General features: G+C 60.3%; 15 protein-coding genes. 7 read left to right on the top strand and 8 right to left on the bottom strand.

What is annotated here, in order from left to right; translation table 11 throughout:
• Together folB and folK are read left to right on the top strand one after the other, a co-directional pair.
• Positions 1-363: a dihydroneopterin aldolase gene (folB, locus tag C9E91_RS10470; RefSeq protein ID WP_107108531.1), complete on the top strand. Its 363-nt coding sequence runs from the start codon at positions 1-3 to the stop codon at positions 361-363.
• Positions 356-874: a 2-amino-4-hydroxy-6-hydroxymethyldihydropteridine diphosphokinase gene (gene folK, locus C9E91_RS10465; RefSeq protein ID WP_107108226.1), complete on the top strand. Its 519-nt coding sequence runs from the start codon at positions 356-358 to the stop codon at positions 872-874. The genes folB and folK overlap by 8 nt, the downstream gene beginning before the upstream one ends.
• A gap of 108 nt (positions 875-982) precedes the next feature.
• On the opposite strand, the gene C9E91_RS10460 is transcribed toward folK, so the two are convergent.
• The 4 genes from C9E91_RS10460 to C9E91_RS10445 form a co-directional block, all read right to left on the bottom strand.
• Positions 983-1,537, bottom strand: a complete 555-nt coding sequence (locus C9E91_RS10460; protein ID WP_107108530.1) for a hypothetical protein — start codon at positions 1,535-1,537, stop codon at positions 983-985.
• A gap of 112 nt (positions 1,538-1,649) precedes the next feature.
• A complete protein-coding gene (locus C9E91_RS10455) occupies positions 1,650-2,738 on the bottom strand; it encodes a YcjF family protein (protein WP_107108225.1) in 1,089 nt (362 codons plus the stop codon).
• On the bottom strand, positions 2,735-4,210 hold the full coding sequence (locus C9E91_RS10450) for a YcjX family GTP-binding protein (protein ID WP_107108529.1): 1,476 nt from the start codon (positions 4,208-4,210) through the stop codon (positions 2,735-2,737). The genes C9E91_RS10455 and C9E91_RS10450 overlap by 4 nt, the downstream gene beginning before the upstream one ends.
• Before the next feature lie 124 nt (positions 4,211-4,334).
• Positions 4,335-4,826, bottom strand: a complete 492-nt coding sequence (locus C9E91_RS10445; RefSeq protein WP_107108224.1) for a SixA phosphatase family protein — start codon at positions 4,824-4,826, stop codon at positions 4,335-4,337.
• 280 nt (positions 4,827-5,106) lie between these two features.
• Between C9E91_RS10445 and dksA the strand changes: the two genes are divergently transcribed.
• On the top strand, positions 5,107-5,526 hold the full coding sequence (dksA, locus tag C9E91_RS10440; RefSeq protein ID WP_015340076.1) for an RNA polymerase-binding protein DksA: 420 nt from the start codon (positions 5,107-5,109) through the stop codon (positions 5,524-5,526).
• Between the two features lie 92 nt (positions 5,527-5,618).
• On the opposite strand, the gene C9E91_RS10435 is transcribed toward dksA, so the two are convergent.
• On the bottom strand, positions 5,619-6,569 hold the full coding sequence (locus C9E91_RS10435; protein WP_107108223.1) for a flagellar biosynthetic protein FliO: 951 nt from the start codon (positions 6,567-6,569) through the stop codon (positions 5,619-5,621).
• 286 nt (positions 6,570-6,855) lie between these two features.
• Between C9E91_RS10435 and cckA the strand changes: the two genes are divergently transcribed.
• Complete coding sequence (cckA, locus tag C9E91_RS10430; protein ID WP_107108222.1) at positions 6,856-9,474, top strand: cell cycle histidine kinase CckA; 2,619 nt, start codon at positions 6,856-6,858, stop codon at positions 9,472-9,474.
• Positions 9,475-9,779: 305 nt separating this feature from the next.
• Entirely contained in the window at positions 9,780-10,799 is a 1,020-nt protein-coding gene (gene trpS, locus C9E91_RS10425; RefSeq protein ID WP_107108221.1) for a tryptophan--tRNA ligase, read from the top strand.
• A 13-nt stretch (positions 10,800-10,812) separates the two neighbouring features.
• On the opposite strand, the gene C9E91_RS10420 is transcribed toward trpS, so the two are convergent.
• The 3 genes from C9E91_RS10420 to C9E91_RS10410 form a co-directional block, all read right to left on the bottom strand.
• A protein-coding gene (locus tag C9E91_RS10420; protein ID WP_245407469.1) for an IS5 family transposase occupies positions 10,813-11,564 on the bottom strand; the annotation gives its coding sequence in 2 pieces (ribosomal slippage) (positions 10,813-11,234 and positions 11,234-11,564; 753 coding nt in all).
• A gap of 98 nt (positions 11,565-11,662) precedes the next feature.
• Complete coding sequence (locus C9E91_RS10415) at positions 11,663-12,589, bottom strand: pseudouridine-5'-phosphate glycosidase (RefSeq protein WP_107108219.1); 927 nt, start codon at positions 12,587-12,589, stop codon at positions 11,663-11,665.
• A 37-nt stretch (positions 12,590-12,626) separates the two neighbouring features.
• Positions 12,627-13,580: a carbohydrate kinase family protein gene (locus C9E91_RS10410; RefSeq protein ID WP_107108218.1), complete on the bottom strand. Its 954-nt coding sequence runs from the start codon at positions 13,578-13,580 to the stop codon at positions 12,627-12,629.
• Positions 13,581-13,819: 239 nt separating this feature from the next.
• Between C9E91_RS10410 and recA the strand changes: the two genes are divergently transcribed.
• Positions 13,820-14,905: a recombinase RecA gene (gene recA / locus C9E91_RS10405; protein ID WP_107108217.1), complete on the top strand. Its 1,086-nt coding sequence runs from the start codon at positions 13,820-13,822 to the stop codon at positions 14,903-14,905.
• Positions 14,906-15,158: 253 nt separating this feature from the next.
• Positions 15,159-17,819, top strand: coding sequence for an alanine--tRNA ligase (gene alaS / locus C9E91_RS10400; RefSeq protein WP_107108216.1), 2,661 nt, complete (start codon positions 15,159-15,161; stop codon positions 17,817-17,819).
• Positions 17,820-17,928 lie beyond the last annotated feature (109 nt).

Genomic DNA, 17,928 nt, shown 5'->3' with positions numbered 1-17,928 from the left:
ATGATCTACACCATCACCCTTCAGAACTGCGCCTTCTTCGCCCGCCATGGCGTGCACGACGAAGAAGAATTTCTTGGCCAGCGTTTTTTCGTCGATGCCGAGCTCGATGTCGATGCCGGTGAGGCATTGGCGCAGGATTCGATCGAGGACACCGTCAATTACGGCATTGCCTTCAGCGTTATCGAAGAGATCGTCACGGGGCGCCGTCGCTATCTGATCGAGGCGCTGGCTCTCGATGTCGCGAAGGAATTGTCCCGGCGCTTTCCGAGCGTGCGGAGGGCGAAGATCACGGTGCGCAAACCCAATGCGCCGGTTCCCGGCGTTCTCGATTATGTGCAGGTGAGCGTTGAGCATTTTGCCTGAAGTCGGACTGACGCGCGCCACTCTCGGTCTTGGCGGCAACCTCGACAATCCCGTTCGAGCCATGGCGCGCGCGTTGCGCATGCTCGATGCGCGGGCGGACTGCCGCGTCGCTGCGGTTTCCCGCCTTTACCGCACGCCTCCCTGGGGAAAAACGGACCAATCCTTCTTCTACAATTCCTGTGCAGCGGTCGATACGACACTGTCGCCGGAGGTGCTGCTCGATGTTTGCCTTGGTATCGAGCGTGACATGAAGCGGGTGCGTATCGAACGCTGGGGGCCGCGGACGATCGATATCGACATCCTGACCTACGGTAATATCGTTCGGGTCGAACCGCTATTGACGATCCCGCATCCGCGCATGACCGAGCGCGGCTTCGTGCTGATGCCGCTTGCGGATTTTGGGGCCGATCTCTTGATCAGCGGACGCAAGGTGGCGGATTGGCTGGGCGAAGCGGATGTGCAGGGAATAGAAGTGGCGGACGAAAACCGCGATTGGTGGAAAACGGCGTAACGCCCGTGCCATCTCATGTGCCAAGGCATATCCAGTCAGCGCTCAAAAAATAAACGCCTCCGACCTGAATTTCAGGCGGAGGCGTCATTTGCTGTTAGTGCATAAGCGTTACTGGATTGACCCAACAGCCATCTGATCGAGATCAGCGGCCCGCTGCAGCGTCACACCGATGACAGGCACCATCTGATCATTGACCTTGACGGAAATCGTTACATTCATTGTCTTGTTGTCCGCGACGCGGGCAATCATGGCACCGTTGAGCTTCTGGCGATTGAGACCAAGGACCACGGTGCCGTCGTTGACCGTGCCCGAGGTAACATCCAGGCCCTTGCCGGCCGCGCCGTCCAGGAATTTGCCGCTATAGCTGCCACCGCTCTGGGTGATTTCCGCCGTCATCGGCTGCTGGAAGACGCCGACGCGGCAGGTTCCGTCGAGCTTGACGCCGGCGCTGTTGCCGCTGAGCGGCTGCCCGGTCAGATTGCAGGTGAATTTCGTGCCTTTGTACTTGCCGGCGACGATCTCGCCTGGGCCTCGCCATGAGCCGGCGACGGACTGAAAGAAGGCCTTGTCACGGGATGCCGCATCGGCGGACTGCACCCAGGCACCTGCAGAGAGAGCCGCGGCGGCAAGGCCGCAAACAAGAAGAAACTGGCGCGAAAACATGGACATTCCCTAACGAAGAGGAACTGGAAACTGGTTTCCACTTTTGCCTCAGAATGGTTAATGCTTGGTTTCTTATGGAGGCAAAAGGCGCTTTCGCAGGCGTTTGCAGCATTCAGCGGCCGGTGATGTTGGGCGCCAGATCTCCGGCGAAATCGCCGATTCCCGGCCGTTTCAACGCCTTGAACGACAGTGGCCGGCAGAGATCCATCGCAGCGATGCCGATGCGCGCCGTCATCATGCCATTGACGACGCCTTCGCCCAGCCGGGCCGAGAGTTTCGAGGCCAAACCGTGGCCGATTAGCTGCTGTACGACGCTGTCACCCACGGCAATGGAGCCGGTAACTGCAAGGTGAGCGAGCACGTCGCGCATCAGCCGGATCATGCCGAGCGTGCCGGGCCTGCCGCCGTAAAGCTCCGCCATGGCGCGCACCAGCTTGGCCGATTCATAGAGCACGTAGAGAATGTCGACCAGCGCACGGGGGCTAACGGCCGTGACGACCGAAACTCGTTTGGAGGCGCCGAGAATCAGTGCGCGGGCGCGTCGATCAAGCGGACCGAGCAGTTCCCGTTCGGCAAGGTCGATCAATTGCGGCGCGTCGATGATATCGTTTTCTGCCGCTTTTAAGGTCGCGCGGCCCTTCGCCGTTTCCGGATTGGCCTCTAAAAGCGTGCAGAGGCGTTGGACGAGTGCCTTTGCGCGCGCGGGGCGCGTCTCAACGATAGCGGCTTCGGCCTCCGCTTTGATCGTCTGCACCGCCGCAAGTCGCATCATGCCGGCGGTCTCGCGAATGACGATGGCGAGGACGGCGAGAATGCCGACGCCGAGCACCGCGAGGGCGGTATAACCCAACCAGTCGGCGCGACTGAAGAGATCGCGAATCAACTGGTCGGTCCACAGACCGAAGGCGAGAGACACGAGAATGCCGAAGGCGCCGGCGGCAATTTTGCCGAAGGAAAAACCGCGGCGGCGCGGCTTGGCTACTGCGATATCAACATCGGAGGCGGTAAGAGCAGGGTTGAGGAAAGGATCTTCCTCATCCGGCGTCAGGACGACTTCCGTATCGAAACTCTGTGGCTTGCGGCGCGGCGGCTCCGCAACTGTTTTAGTAGCCGAATCGTCCTTCGACATTTCCGGCTCGACTGAAAAGGCAGCGGGACGGCGCGAAAGGCCTTTGGGATCGTCTGCGGTCGGCTTCGTCATGCGAGGCGATCTCCGAACAGGAACTGCATGGCGCGGTCGAGGCGGATGTGCGGCACGGAGAGTTTGATGCCGGCGCCGGTCTCGTCCAGTTCCGGCGGGCGGAAGCGGACGACGCTCACCTCGGGCAGATGGACATTTGTCGCACCGGGTTCAAACGCATCGAACAGCCATTGCGGATTTTCCGGAAGGTCACCCGGGAAGACCGCCGTTTTGCGACTGCCGTCGAAGGTCTCGCCGCCGATCGCCTCGCGATCCATCGGCGTGCCGACGATAACAGGAAGCGTTTGACCGTCGCGTTTGACCGTCGCTTCGCGCGTGGCGCGGACAGACGCGATTGCCATGACCTCGATGCCGGCCCCGGCCATGCCGATCCGTTCGATGGCGCGTTCCACCAGGCGGCGTGTCAGCGCCTCCAGCCGATCGTGACTTTCGTGATGAAGATGATCGGCCTTGGTAGCGGCAACCAGAACGCGGTCGATGCGGCGGCCAAGCAGGGAGGAGAAGAAGGAATTGGCGCCGGGGCGGAAGCAGGCAAGCACATCCGTCAGCGCGCGTTCCAGATCCTGAACCGCTTCCGGGCCACGATTGATGGCCTGCAATGCGTCGACAAGAACGATCTGCCGGTCGAGGCGGGCGAAGTGCTCGCGGAAGAAGGGTTTCACTACGACGGACTTATAGGCCTCGTAGCGGCGCTCCATCATTGCCCAGAGCGACCCCTTCTGCGCTTTGCCTTCGGGCGGAGGCACCAGCGGCGCGAAGGTCAGGGCCGGCGAACCGTCGAGGTCACCCGGCAACAGGAAACGGCCGGGCGGCAACGTCGACAACGAACGTTCGTCGGATTTGCAGGCTTTGAGATAGGCAGAGAAAGCGGTGGCGAGTTCGCGCGCAATCATCTCGTCAGCGGAAGCTGAAGCATCGGTCGACTGCGTCATCGCCAGCCAGGCACGCGACAGCTCCGCCCGAATGCCGGTTTTCGCGAGCGTCAGCGTCTCCTCGCTGAAGGCGCGGAAATCCTTGCCGAGCAATGGCAGGTCGAGCAGCCACTCGCCGGGATAGTCGACGATGTCGATGGAAAGGCGGCCGGGCGAAAATAGTCGGTTCCAGCCGCTGGCGCTCTGATAATCCAGCGTGATCCGCAGTTCCGAGATGGCGCGCGTCGAATCCGGCCAGATGCGTTCCTTCACCAGTGCGCGGATGTGATCCTCATATTGAAAGCGCGGGACTGCATCGTCCGGCTGCGGCTCAAGGCGAACGGCGGAGACCCGGCCGGATTGCACCGCCTCGAACAGCGGCAGGCGACCGCCGTTCAGCAGATTGTGCACCAGGGAGGAAATGAAAACGGTCTTGCCGGAACGGGAAAGGCCGGTGACGCCGAGTCTTATTGTCGGATTGACGAGGCCAGTCGTGCGGTCGACGAGATTGTCGAATGCGATCAGGGCGTCGTCTGTGAAGGAGGTCAGGCTTGGCGGCAAGGCGGGATCCCAGAATGACAGCGTGATCGTCAATATAGGAAGCAATAGGAGGCCCGAAAAGAGACCGCGCTTTGCGGATCAGGGCCGCAAAATCATTGCTCCACCTGATATTTTTCTGCCGAACCTATTTTTTGACGAAATCCGTGAGGACCCAGCCCGACGGCGTCGAGTCGACAACGGCGAGTCCGGCGGTCGGAAAGCCTTTGGGAATCGCGGAGACCAAGGCGTGATGGCCAATCAGTGCTTCCAGCGTACTTTCAATGATCGGGTTATGGCCGACCAACATGACGGAGTCCTCGGTCACCTGCGATGAGATGATTTCGAGATAGATGTCTGTTGTGGCGTCATATAGCGCGTCGACGTAACGGAACTTGGTAGAGGGGCTCATGGCGTGGCGAATAGCGTCGGCGGTTTGGCGGCATCGCAAAGCTGTCGAGGAGATGACGAGTTCCGGCTTGTAGCCTTTGTCGACGGCTTTTTTGGCGACAATTTCAGCGGCGGCATAGCCATCACTGCTAAGCGCGCGGTCGAAATCCTTCTGACCAGGTGTTGGCCGCAGAGCCTTGGCATGACGCAACAGGTAAATCCGGGACGGTGGAGGCGTGATGCGGGTCATAGCGGAATTCCCGTGCTCGATTTGCCTTTGACGTACCGCCTGATCCTATATGCCGTCAACTGCGGGGCGAACGGCAATACGGAGGGGTTGGCGGTCATTCACGCGAAGGTTATGGTTCTATCACATTTACGTCATCGCGAATATATAATGGAAAAATAAACCTTTAGCCAACTTTTATGACAAATTTAAAAATCCGTTTACCACGTCTATTTGGCTTGAATCGTTACTACCGGTTGGGCTATACAGCGCGCCATATGAGATGTTCTTCAGGAGAATCGCGTTGAGTGAGAAGATCGATCTTAGCAATTATGTGCCCTCGGAAGACGAGGAGTTCATGAATCTGAATCAGCGAGCTTATTTTCGAGCGAAGTTAGTCGCCTGGAAAAATGATATCCTAAGAGAAGCGCGCGAAACCCTCGACCATTTGGCCGAAGAAAGCGCAAACCATCCCGATCTTGCTGACCGGGCTTCTTCCGAAACTGACAGAGCCATCGAACTTCGGGCTCGCGACCGTCAGCGTAAGCTTATCTCAAAAATCGACGCCGCGTTGCAGCGTATCGAAGACGGGACCTACGGTTACTGCGAGGAAACCGGCGAACCGATCGGTCTCAAGCGTCTGGACGCCCGCCCGATCGCGACCCTGTCGATCGAAGCACAGGAACGTCACGAGCGCCGCGAGAAGGTTTATCGCGACGAATAGGTTTCAGACCACTCCGATTGGAACGCAAAATTAAGGCACGGCAGAGATATCCGCCGTGCCTTTTTCATGCCACCAGAACGCCCGTCGGCGCCTCACTTGTCGCGGTTGACGCTCATTTCGCCGAAAATACGTGCGACCTCTTTCTGAAGCGCACTATCCGCGCCGGTCATCGGCGGGAGTTCCGGATCGCGGCGCTGCGCCGGGGCGGCGACTGGCTGCTGTATCTGCCGTTGTGGCGGCACATTCGGTATGATCCGTTCCGCCGTGAGATTATTAGACATTTCCGCTTCCAAAATGCTCTGGAAATCGGCGCCGGGTTCGCGCACCGGCGGCGGTGCCACCACTGGCGCCGCCGAAGCAACGGTAGGAGCCATCGGCTGGAGGACGGGCTGCGGCGCGGCTGCAGCGACACGCGCCGGCTGCTGCTGTGGCAATACGTGCTGACGAGCTGCATCGAGAATATTGGCTACTTCCGCTTCGCCAAGCATCGCCGCCGACTGTGGCATGTGCTGCTGCGGTGTTACGGGAGGTTGCGGGCGTTCGATTGCCGGTGCGGCACGAAGAGGAGCCGGTTCTACGGCAGGGCTGGGTTCCGGCGGCATATAGGCTTCGACTGAAGCTCTCTGTGGGATCGGCTGTTCCGAAGCTGCCGCCGGTGCATGATCGAGGCGCGGCGCTTCCTGCGCCGGTTCCAGCCGGCGTTCGTAGGCCAGCGGCGTTCCGACCGGGGTCGGTGCCGGCATGCCCGCCTTGGCGGCATCGGAAATCCCTGACTCGATGACGATATCGGTCGGGCCGCCGATCATGATAAGGTGCTCGATGCCATCGCGGCGTACCAGCACGAGGCGGCGGCGGGCGTCGACGGCGGCGGCGTCAAGCACCTGCAGGCGAGGCTGGCGGTTCTTGCCGCCGCGCACGAAAGGCGAGGGAGCGCGGTTTCGGAAGATCCAGAGGATGCAGATCAATAGGAGAAGGGCAATGCCGACCCCACCGGCTGCGAGGAAGAAGCGACTGCCATAGGCCCCGGCGATTTCGTCCCACATTTCGAGATACTCCGTAATTATCCCCGATGTCGCAGCCTTGCCGCAAAAACGACCGGCCCAACGTCTTCACCTTTGTATCGATATGAGGCGATCATATGGACAGGTCCGCTCTGGAAACAAGATAGATCGTTCTTTGTCCAGCGCTCTTCCTTGTGAATACAGGCCTTTCTAGCCCCGCAAAGCTTTTTGCTGATGCCGCAAATTGCTAAAGAAGATTCGAAAGGTCCGAATCCGCGATCCGTCAAGTGCCTGACGGGAGAAGGAAGAGGGCGGAGACGAGGGGTTTATGACGAAGCAGCGTCAGTCCGACGAGTATAGCGTGCCGCTGGTGGATCGCGGGGTTCGTTCGGGCACCGTGCTGCGCATCATTCTGCTCGCCCTAGTGCTGGTGGCCGCCGCCGCCGCTTTTGTTATCTTCAAGGACCAGCTCGACAACGAAACCGTGCTTGGCGGGCTCGGCATTCTCGCCATGGTCGGCATTTTCTTTCTCGTCTCGTCGATTATCGGCTTCGTCGAGGTCATGCCGCAGACGCAGTCCGACAGCCTAGCGCGTTCATTCCTGAACAGCCATCCGGATGGCACGCTGATCACCGACGAAAAGGGCCGCATCATCTATGCCAACGGCGCTTATGGTCAGTTGACTGGCGCGGCCAAGGCGACCGAGGTGCAGTCGCTGGAAACGCTGCTGTCGCGTAATCGCGAATCCAATGAAGCGCTCTATCGTCTTGCCAATGGGTTGCGCGAGGGCAAGGAGGGTTCGGAAGAGTTCCGGCTCCTGAAGCCGCTCGGCCCCGGGGAAGGCAATGGTAACGGCGCGCATTGGTATCGCTTGAAAGCGCGTGTGCTGCCGCCGGAGCAGGGGCGCGGCAAGGCGCTGCATATCTGGCAGATCACCGACATCACGTCTGAGCGGGACGATCAGGAACGCTTCTTCAAGGAACTGCAGAACGCCATCGACTATCTCGATCACGCGCCGGCAGGCTTCTTTTCGGCCGGCCGCAAGGGCGAGATTTTCTATCTGAACGCGACGCTTGCCGAATGGCTGGGCTTCGATCTGACCAAATTCACGCCGGGTTCGATGACCATCGGCGATCTCGTGGCCGGCGAGGGCCTGACGCTGATCCAGTCCGTCCAGGCCGAACCCGGCCTCAAAAAGACGGTGACGCTCGATCTCGACCTGCGCCGCGCCAACGGCCAGAGCCTACCGGTGCAGATCGTTCACAGTGTCACGTCGATGCGCGACGGCGCCCCGGGTGAAAGCCGCACCATCGTGCTGACCCGGCAGAACGGCGGCGATAACGATCAATCCGCCTCCGTCGCGGCGATGCGCTTCAGCCGCTTCTTTAACAACACGCCGATGGCGATTGCCTCCGTGGATGGCGCGGGTCACATTCTGCGCACCAACGCACCTTTCCTGAAGCTCTTCTCCGATCTCGTTTCGCGCGACGATATCGAGCGTGGCGCCGCCCTCGAGAACATCGTCTATGAAGCTGACCGGCCGCGGCTGGAGCAGGCGCTTGCCGCCGCCAAGGACCGGCAGGGCGATATCCCGCCGATCGATTCGCGTAATCCGAAAGACGACACGCGGCATTTCCGCTTCTATATCAATGCCGTCATCGATCAGACCGACGAAGCGCCTGAAGAAGCGGCCATCGTTTATGCCGTCGAAGTGACCGAGCAGAAGGCGCTGGAAACGCAGATGGCGCAGACGCAGAAGCTGAATGCGGTCGGTACACTCGCCGGCGGCATCGCGCATGATTTCAACAATGTGCTGACGGCGATCCTGTTGTCATCGGACCATCTGCTGCTGCAGGCAAGGCCATCGGACGCGAGCTTCGCCGATCTCATGGAGATCAAGCGCAACGCCAACCGTGCGGCCGTACTGGTACGGCAGTTGCTGGCCTTCTCGCGCAAGCAGACGATGCGGCCGACGATCCTCAATCTGACGGATGTGATCGGCGATCTGCGCATGCTGGTGGACCGGCTGCTGTCTGGCACGCATGTCAAGCTGGATGTCGACTATGGCCGCGATCTCTGGCCGGTGAAGACCGACCTGTCACAGTTCGAGCAGGTGCTGATCAACCTCTGCGTCAATGCGCGCGACGCCATGCCGGGCGGCGGCACGCTGACGCTGCGCACCCGCAATTTGTCGGCAACGGAAGTGGCCGGCTTCAACTACGCCTATCTGCCGCATGAGGAAATGGTGTTGGTTGAGGTCAGCGACACCGGTACGGGCATTGCGCCCGATATCATGGACAAGATCTTCGAGCCATTCTTCACAACAAAGGAAGTGGGCAAAGGCACCGGACTTGGCCTTGCCATGGTCTACGGTATCATCAAGCAATCGGGCGGCTACATCCATCCGGAATCCGAAGTCGGCAAGGGTACGACCTTCCGCATCTTCCTGCCGCGCCACATCGTCGAAATCCCGACGGTGATCGAAGGTCAGGTGTCGGAGAGCCGCGACGTCTCGGCGATGGATCAAAGTGTCGCCGCCGTCGTCCCGCCGCCGGAAGAACCTGCCGATCTCACCGGCAAGTCGGCCGTCGTTCTGCTCGTCGAAGACGAGGAGGCGGTGCGTCGGGGTGGCAAGCGCATGCTCGAGACACGCGGCTATACCGTCTATGAGGCGGGGTCCGGCGTCGAAGCGCTCGACATCATGGATGAACTCGACGGCCAGGTGGATGTCGTCGTGTCCGACGTCGTCATGCCGGAGATGGACGGGCCGTCGCTGTTGCGCGAATTGCGTAAGAAATATCCCGACATGAAGTTCATCTTCGTGTCCGGCTATGCCGAAGATGCCTTTGCTCGCAATCTGCCGGCCGACGCCAAGTTCGGTTTCCTGCCGAAGCCATTCTCGCTGAAGCAGCTTGCCGTTGTCGTCAGGGAGACGTTGGATCGCTAGGTGAGGGAAGCTGTAGAAAGCGCTGTTTCGATGCGCTTTATCGTCTTGCTAACTAAGGCGCGCGCAAGATTTGAACGCTGGGGGGGGGCACAAGTCAGATGTTTCCCATTGCCATCTTTGCTCGATCCATGGCATCAAACCGACATGACCGATCTCGCGAACACCGGCCTCCGGATGTGGTGGCGCTCCTTCTAGGAGCGGCAGTCGTCATTTCTTGAAATCGACCCTTGCCGCCGTGATCCGGCAGGCATGGTCATTTCCCGGCACTCTCCCCGATCGCGGCGGCTCCTCTGTGGAGCAACCAAATGTCTTTACCTATCGACAATCGCCCGGTCATTCTCACGGGCGACCGGACCACGGGTCCTCTCCATCTCGGTCACTATGTCGGTTCTCTCAGGAACCGCGTGGCCCTCCAGCACACTCACCAGCAATTCCTGCTTCTGGCGGATATGCAGGCTCTGACCGACAACGCGCATGATCCGGAGAAGATTCGCCGTAACGTGCTGGAGGTTGTCTACGACTATCTTGCCGTCGGGATCGACCCGACCGAGACGACGTTTTGCCTGCAATCCGCGTTGCCGGCGTTGGCCGATCTGACGGTGCTCTATCTTAACTTCGTCGCCGTCGGGCGGCTGGAGCGCAACCCCACAATCAAGACAGAGATCCAGCTCCGCGGTTTTGAACGCGATATTCCGGCGGGGTTTCTTTGCTATCCCGTCGCTCAAGCGGCTGACATCACCGCCTTCAAGGCGACGATCGTCCCGGTAGGCGAAGATCAAGCCCCGTTGATCGAGCAAACCAACGAAATCGTGCGTCGCCTCAACCGGCAGGTTGGCCACGAAGTTCTTCTGGAAGCCGAGGCGATGATCCCGATCGTCGGTCGTCTGCCAGGCATCGATGGCAAAGCCAAAATGAGCAAGTCGCAAGGCAACGCTATCCCGCTATCCGCGTCGCCGGACGATATTCGGCAAGCCGTGCGACAGATGTACACCGATCCCGCCCATCTGCGCGCTGCTGATCCGGGAAAGGTCGAGGGCAATGTCGTCTTCACCTATCTCGATGCCTTTGCCGAGGATAGGGATTTCGCCGAGGAGCTGAAGGAGCATTATCGAAAGGGCGGCCTTGGCGACATGGTCGTGAAACGACGGCTTGAAGATATTCTGCAAGCTCTGCTCGCCCCGATCCGTGAGCGCCGTGCTCGCTATGCCGCTGATCCTGGCTACGCCCTGGGTGTGCTGCGACAGGGTACGCTCAGGGCAAGGGAGCGGACGGAAGCAACCCTTACGGAACTGCGCGCCGCTCTAGGTCTGTTCTCCTTGACCTAGGGTCGAGACGCAATCAGATCCACCAAATGATGATTGCGGCGATATAGCATGTTGCGGCGAAGTTTGTGGCGAGCTTGTCGTAGCGCGTAGCGACCCTGCGCCAGTCCTTGAGACGGCAGAACATGCGTTCGATGATGTTTCTGCGTTTATAGGCCTGGGGATCGAACGGCTGGATTCGTTTACGGGTCGGGTTGTTGGGAATGACGGGACAGGTTCCTCGCTGGATGAGGAAAAGCCGTAGGGCATTGTTGTCATAGGCGGTATCGGCAGCGCAGAGACGACTGGGCGGTAGGGGTTCGAGCAGGCTGATGGCGACGGGAGCGTCGCCGCGCTGGCCGGGTGTTATTTTGACCGCGACGGGGCGGCCGCAACGATCGACAACAGCATGGATTTTTGTCGTTCTGCCGCCTCGCGAGCGCCCGATGGCCTGGGCATCCGCCCCCCTTTTCCACCTGCAGCCGAGCGGTGGACTTTGGCGGTTGTGCTGTCGATCATCTGAATATCGGTGTCATCCGTCTTGACCAGAGCATCGAATAGCTGACGCCAGATACCGCGGGCCGACCATCGATGGAAGCGATTATAGATCGTCGTCGAAGGTCCATAACAGGCCGGGCAGTCTTGCCAGCGGCAGCCAGACTTCAACACATGGATGATGCCGCTGATCACGCGGCGATCGTCGGTGCGGTGCGCTCCGGGTTGGTTCGTCGGCAGCAGCGGCTCAATCGCCGCCCACTGATAATCATCGAGCCAGAATTCCCCTGCCATGATCCAATCTCCTTCAAACAGCTAGATTGAATCAGAAAGACAATATATAATCAACTATATGATTGGGTTTTCAGCCTAGAGCGGCTGCCTTTCTTGTCTCAATCCGTCAGGGCAACCGCGATTTCAGCGGCAAGGCGGGCATTGTTTTCGACCAGCGCGATATTGGTCTTCAGGCTGCGGCCGTCCGTGATGTCGAAGATGGTGCTGAGCAGATAGGGGGTGACTGCCTTGCCGGCGATCTCGTCGCGCTCGGCGCTATCCAAGGCGCGTTCGATGTAGATTTCCATCTCCTCGCGCGGGATTTCATCGGCTTCCGGCACGGGATTGGCGATCAGCATGCCGCCGTTGATGCCGAGCTGTTCACGCGTTGTCTGGAAGTTGGCGATCGCGGCCGGGCTGTTCAGCGTCAGCGGGCTCGGCAGGCCGGAAGAACGCGACCAGAAGGCGGGGAACTCGGCGCTGTCGTAGGTGACGACGGGTACGCCGCGAGTTTCGAGCACTTCCAGCGTTTTCGGAATATCGAGGATCGCCTTGGCGCCGGCGCAAACCACGATGACATCGGTGCGCGCTAGCTCTTCCAGGTCGGCCGAGATATCGAAGCTTTCCTCGGCGCCGCGATGCACGCCGCCTATGCCGCCGGTCGCGAAAACCTTGATGCCGGCGCGCGCCGCGGCGATCATCGTCGCGGCGACCGTGGTGGCGCCCGTGCGGCGCTCGGCAATCGCGAAGGCGAGGTCGGCACGCGACACCTTCATCGCGCCGCTGGTTTGGGCAAGCGCTTCCAACTCTTCAGGCTCCAGGCCGATATGCAGCACGCCGTGAATGACGGCGATCGTTGCCGGCACGGCGCCTTCCTGCCGGATGATGGCCTCGACGCTGCGCGCCATATCGATATTGCCGGGATAGGGCATGCCATGGGTGATGATGGTCGATTCCAATGCCACCAACGGCGCTCCGCGCAATTTTGCCGCAGCAACCTCCTTCGAATAGGAGATCGGCAGCAGGGGAGAAATAGGCTTGCTCATGGTTGTATCCGATTGGCTGAGATGGGAGATGCGAAATTCATGGGTTTAACGACAAGATAGCGGCTTCGGGAACAAGAGCCAGCATTGCGTTCAGAAGCTCGGGCGAAAGATCCTCCGCCGTGGCAAAAGGTGATTGCACGGTGATCGCGGCTGCCGCTGCCCCGTGGCGCGCGGCCTCGCTAAGATCGTGACCGGCGAGCAGGGCGGCGAGAACGCCGGCGGCAAGCGAATCGCCGGCGCCGGTGACATCGGCGACCTCATCGACGACGGGCGGCTGCAGGCTGATGGCGTCGTCACCGGAGAAGGCAATCAACTCGCGTTTGCCACGCGTGATGACGCCGCCCTTGAGGCCGAGCGCTCGCAGCCCGGCGACCCAACGACGCGGATCGTCCGGACGGCTCTCCGTCAGCGCCGCGGCTTCGGCCTCGTTCAGAAAAAGATGGCCGATACCGGCAAGGCAAGGCTTCAGGCGCATCACCTTGGCTGGGGAAATCGCGATGGCGGCTAGCGGTTTGCTGTTGGCGGCAGCGCGCATCGTGATGGCAGCCAACGTTTCTTCCGGCAGATTGGCGTCGCAAAGGATGAGATCGGCGGCTTCGAAGGCGTCACGGATGGCGCGGACCGCAAGCCGGCGCGGAACGAAGAGCTTGTAGAGTTCCATGTCGGCAAGCGCGATCACCAGATTGCCGTCGCGCTCCAAGATCGCCGTATAGCTCGGCGTCTTGCGGTCGAGAAAAACGAAGGGCTTGTCGTCGACGCCGGCATTGAGCGCCGCCTCCGCCACCATCTCGCCGGCCGCATCGCCGCCACGCGGCGAGATCAGCCGTACATCGAAGCCGAGGCGGGCCAGATTGCGTGCCGCGTTGAAGCCACCGCCGCCCGGTTCCTCGAACCAGGCGCCCGGGTTGCTGGCCCCCGGCGCCGTCTCGCCGAAGATGCGGCCGCGCCGGTCGATATGGGCACCACCCAGAACAAGAATCTTCTTTGCCATCCCGATCTCCTCAGCGGTTCCAAAGGCGAATCGAGCCGGGGAATTTTTCGCGCAGAATGCCGGACAAGGGCACGTAAGTGCTTGCTATGAAAGAAGAAAACAAATGTAGAACGGAATTCATTTTACCTTTTTCTTTCAATTGCTTGTTGTGCTCTTGTAGCATGAGAACAAATAGAGTACACAATTCTCATCAGCGGCGACATTGCTTGAGCGGCTTCAATAACCTAAAGGTGGATCGGATGTCTCAGAATTCTTTGCGGCTTGTAGAGGACAAATCGGTGGATAAAAGCAAGGCACTTGAAGCGGCACTCTCTCAAATTGAGCGGTCGTTCGGCAAGGGCTCGATCATGAAGCTCGGCTCGAACGAGAATGTGGTCGAAATCGAAACAGTTTCCACCGGCTCTCTGAGCCTCGATATCGCGCTCGGCATCGGCGGCTTGCCGAAGGGGCGTATCATAGAGATCTACGGACCGGAAAGCTCGGGTAAGACGACGCTGGCGCTGCAGACCATTGCAGAAGCCCAGAAGAAGGGCGGCATCTGCGCCTTCGTCGACGCCGAACACGCGCTCGATCCGGTCTATGCCCGCAAGCTCGGTGTCGACCTGCAGAACCTTCTGATTTCGCAGCCGGACACCGGCGAACAGGCGCTTGAAATCACCGATACGCTGGTGCGCTCCGGCGCCATCGACGTTCTCGTCGTCGACTCCGTTGCCGCGCTGACGCCGCGCGCCGAAATCGAAGGCGAAATGGGCGACAGCCTGCCGGGCCTTCAGGCTCGTTTGATGAGCCAGGCGTTGCGCAAGCTCACGGCTTCGATCTCGAAGTCCAACACCATGGTGATCTTCATCAACCAGATCCGCATGAAGATCGGTGTCATGTTCGGCTCGCCGGAAACGACGACTGGCGGTAATGCGCTGAAGTTCTATGCCTCCGTCCGTCTCGACATTCGCCGTATCGGCTCCGTCAAGGAGCGCGAAGAGGTGGTCGGCAACCAGACCCGCGTCAAGGTCGTCAAGAACAAGATGGCGCCTCCCTTCAAGCAGGTTGAATTCGACATCATGTATGGCGAGGGCGTTTCCAAAACCGGTGAGCTGATCGATCTCGGCGTCAAGGCTGGCATCGTCGAGAAGTCCGGTGCCTGGTTCTCCTATAACAGCCAGCGTCTCGGTCAGGGTCGAGAAAACGCAAAGCTCTTCCTGCGCGACAATCCGGATCTCTCCCGTGAGATCGAGCTGTCGCTGCGCCAGAATGCCGGTCTCATCGCCGATCGCTTCCTGCAGAATGGCGGACCTGATGCTGATGACAGCGACGCCGCGGACGCGTAATTTCCGCGAGCGATTTCAGGACTGATCAAGACTAAAATTCAAAACCGGCCGTATTGTCCAAGGGATGTGCGGCCGGTTTTGCTTGTGCGGCTGGACAGGGCCGGGAGCGGACGATAAAAGCCACTGGATTTATTAAATTTTGCCAGCGCGTGATCCCGAAAAAGTGCGAAGCGGTTTTTGAACAGGATCATACTAGGTGAAGGAACATGAGCGAGACGAAATCTCGCTCGAGGCAAGGACTGAAGGGCCCAATATGAGCGGTGTGAACGAAATCCGGTCGACCTTTCTCGACTATTTTAAGAAGAACGGCCACGAGATCGTACCGTCGAGCCCGCTTGTTCCGCGCAATGATCCGACGCTGATGTTCACCAATGCCGGCATGGTGCAGTTCAAGAACGTCTTCACCGGCCTGGAGCAGCGCCCCTACAAGACGGCATCGACGGCACAGAAATGCGTCCGCGCCGGCGGCAAGCATAACGACCTCGACAATGTCGGTTATACCGCCCGTCACCACACCTTCTTCGAAATGCTCGGCAATTTTTCGTTTGGCGACTATTTCAAGGAGCGCGCCATCGAGCTTGCCTGGAACCTGATCACCAAGGAATTCGGCCTCGATGCCAAGCGGCTGCTGGTGACGGTCTATCACACCGACGACGTTGCCTACGATCTTTGGAAGAAGATCGCCGGTCTCTCGGACGACAAGATCATTCGCATCGCCACCAGTGACAATTTCTGGGCCATGGGCGATACCGGCCCCTGCGGACCGTGCTCGGAAATCTTCTACGATCATGGTGATCATATCTGGGGCGGCCCTCCTGGCTCGCCGGAAGAGGATGGCGACCGCTTCATCGAGATCTGGAATCTCGTCTTCATGCAGTTCGAGCAGATCACCAAGGAGCAGCGGGTCGACCTGCCGCGCCCGTCGATCGACACCGGCATGGGCCTCGAGCGCGTTGCGGCTGTGCTGCAGGGCAAACATGATAATTACGATATCGACCTGTTCCGCGCGCTGATTGAAGCTTCGGAAGAGGCGACCGGCGTCAAGGCCGAGGGTGAGCGCCGTGCAAGCCACCGCGTCATCGCCGATCACCTGCGCTCGTCTGCCTTCCTGATCGCCGACGGCGTGCTACCGTCGAACGAAGGCCGCGGCTATGTCCTTCGCCGTATCATGCGCCGCGCCATGCGCCATGCGCAGTTGCTCGGCGCCAAGGATCCGCTGGTCTGGAAGCTGCTGCCGACGCTGGTTCAGCAGATGGGCCGCGCCTATCCTGAGCTCGTGCGCGCCGAAGCACTGATCTCCGAGACGCTGAAGCTGGAAGAAACCCGTTTCCGCAAGACGCTGGAACGCGGCCTGTCACTGCTTGCCGATGCGACTTCCACGCTGCACAAGGGCGACAGCCTCGACGGCGAGACCGCTTTCAAGCTCTACGACACCTACGGGTTCCCGCTCGATCTGACACAGGACGCATTGCGCGCCCGCGGCATCGGCGTCGATATATCGAGCTTCACCGATGCAATGGAACGGCAGAAGGCTGAGGCACGCTCGCATTGGGCAGGTTCCGGCGACAAGGCGACCGAAACCATCTGGTTCGAGCTCAAGGAGAAGTTCGGCGCGACCGAATTCCTCGGCTACGACACCGAAGCGGCTGAAGGCGTGATCCAGGCGATCGTCAAGGATGGTGTTGCCGTCGACAGCGCCTCGGCCGGCGACAAGGTGCAGATCATCGTCAACCAGACGCCTTTCTATGGCGAATCCGGCGGTCAGATGGGCGACACCGGCGTGGTCTCCAGCGACCACGGCAAGCTTTCGGTCAGCGATACCCAGAAGAAGGGCGAGGGCCTTTTCGTTCACAGCTCGGAAGTGTCGGAAGGCAAGATCAAGGTCGGCGACGCTGTTGTCCTGACGGTCGATCACAACAGGCGCTCGCGCCTGCGCGCCAACCACTCGGCGACCCACCTGTTGCATGAAGCGTTGCGCGAGGTGCTTGGCACCCATGTGGCGCAGAAAGGCTCTCTGGTCGCGCCTGAGCGCCTGCGCTTCGATGTTTCGCATCCGAAGCCGATGTCGGCCGAAGAGCTGAAAATCGTCGAGGATATGGCGAATGAAATCGTGCTGCAGAATTCGCCGGTTACAACCCGCCTGATGAGCGTCGACGACGCCATCGCCGAAGGCGCAATGGCGCTGTTTGGCGAAAAGTACGGCGATGAAGTGCGCGTGGTCTCCATGGGGCAGGGCGTGCGCGGCGCTAAATCCGGCAAGCCCTATTCCGTTGAACTGTGCGGCGGCACACATGTCTCAGGCACCGGCCAGATCGGTCTTATCCGCGTCCTCGGCGAAAGTGCCGTCGGCGCCGGCGTTCGCCGCATCGAAGCGGTGACGGGTGAGTCTGCGCGCGATTATCTTGCCGAGCAGGATGAGCGCGTGAAGACACTTGCCTCGACATTGAAGGTGCAGCCTGCCGATGTCGTGTCGCGCGTCGAGGCGCTGATGGATGAGCGTCGAAAGCTGGAGCGCGAACTGGCTGACGCCAAGCGCAAGCTCGCCATGGGCGGCGGTCAGAACGGCGCGGCGGATGCCGTGCGGGAAATCGGCGGCGTCAAGTTCCTTGGCAAGGCCATTTCCGGCGTCGATCCGAAGGATCTCAAGGGGCTTGCCGATGAGGGCAAGACCAGCCTCGGCTCCGGCGTCGTGACTCTAATTGGCGTCTCCGAAGACGGCAAGGCCAGCGCTGTCGTCGCGGTGACTGAAGACTTAACCGGTCGCTTCAGCGCCGTCGATCTCGTGCGCATCGCCTCGGCCGCTCTCGGCGGCAAGGGTGGGGGCGGACGTCCCGACATGGCCCAGGCCGGCGGTCCGGACGGCGCCAAGGCCGATGATGCAGTTGAGGCGGTTGCTGCAGCGCTCGCCGGCTAATAGCCAGTTTTCATATGCATATTTACAACCGGCGGGGGCTGATAGCTCCCGCCGTTTTCGTTTGTGCACGGAAGTCAGCAGGATTTGTCAAATCGAGATATGGTTCCTT

This window comes from Rhizobium sp. SEMIA4064, from assembly GCF_003025035.1.
GTDB classification, from domain to species: domain Bacteria; phylum Pseudomonadota; class Alphaproteobacteria; order Rhizobiales; family Rhizobiaceae; genus Rhizobium; species Rhizobium paranaense.
Note: the sequence above shows the minus strand (reverse complement) of the source record. Positions and strands in the feature narration are given on the sequence as shown.

Coding starts and splice junctions, on each gene's coding strand:
- folB (WP_107108531.1), top strand. CDS start 1: ATGATCTACACCATCACCCTTCAGAACTGCGCCTTCTTCGCCCGCCAT.
- C9E91_RS10460 (WP_107108530.1), bottom strand. CDS start 1,537: ATGTTTTCGCGCCAGTTTCTTCTTGTTTGCGGCCTTGCCGCCGCGGCT.
- C9E91_RS10455 (WP_107108225.1), bottom strand. CDS start 2,738: ATGACGAAGCCGACCGCAGACGATCCCAAAGGCCTTTCGCGCCGTCCC.
- C9E91_RS10445 (WP_107108224.1), bottom strand. CDS start 4,826: ATGACCCGCATCACGCCTCCACCGTCCCGGATTTACCTGTTGCGTCAT.
- C9E91_RS10435 (WP_107108223.1), bottom strand. CDS start 6,569: ATGTGGGACGAAATCGCCGGGGCCTATGGCAGTCGCTTCTTCCTCGCA.
- cckA (WP_107108222.1), top strand. CDS start 6,856: ATGACGAAGCAGCGTCAGTCCGACGAGTATAGCGTGCCGCTGGTGGAT.
- trpS (WP_107108221.1), top strand. CDS start 9,780: ATGTCTTTACCTATCGACAATCGCCCGGTCATTCTCACGGGCGACCGG.
- C9E91_RS10415 (WP_107108219.1), bottom strand. CDS start 12,589: ATGAGCAAGCCTATTTCTCCCCTGCTGCCGATCTCCTATTCGAAGGAG.
- C9E91_RS10410 (WP_107108218.1), bottom strand. CDS start 13,580: ATGGCAAAGAAGATTCTTGTTCTGGGTGGTGCCCATATCGACCGGCGC.
- recA (WP_107108217.1), top strand. CDS start 13,820: ATGTCTCAGAATTCTTTGCGGCTTGTAGAGGACAAATCGGTGGATAAA.
- alaS (WP_107108216.1), top strand. CDS start 15,159: ATGAGCGGTGTGAACGAAATCCGGTCGACCTTTCTCGACTATTTTAAG.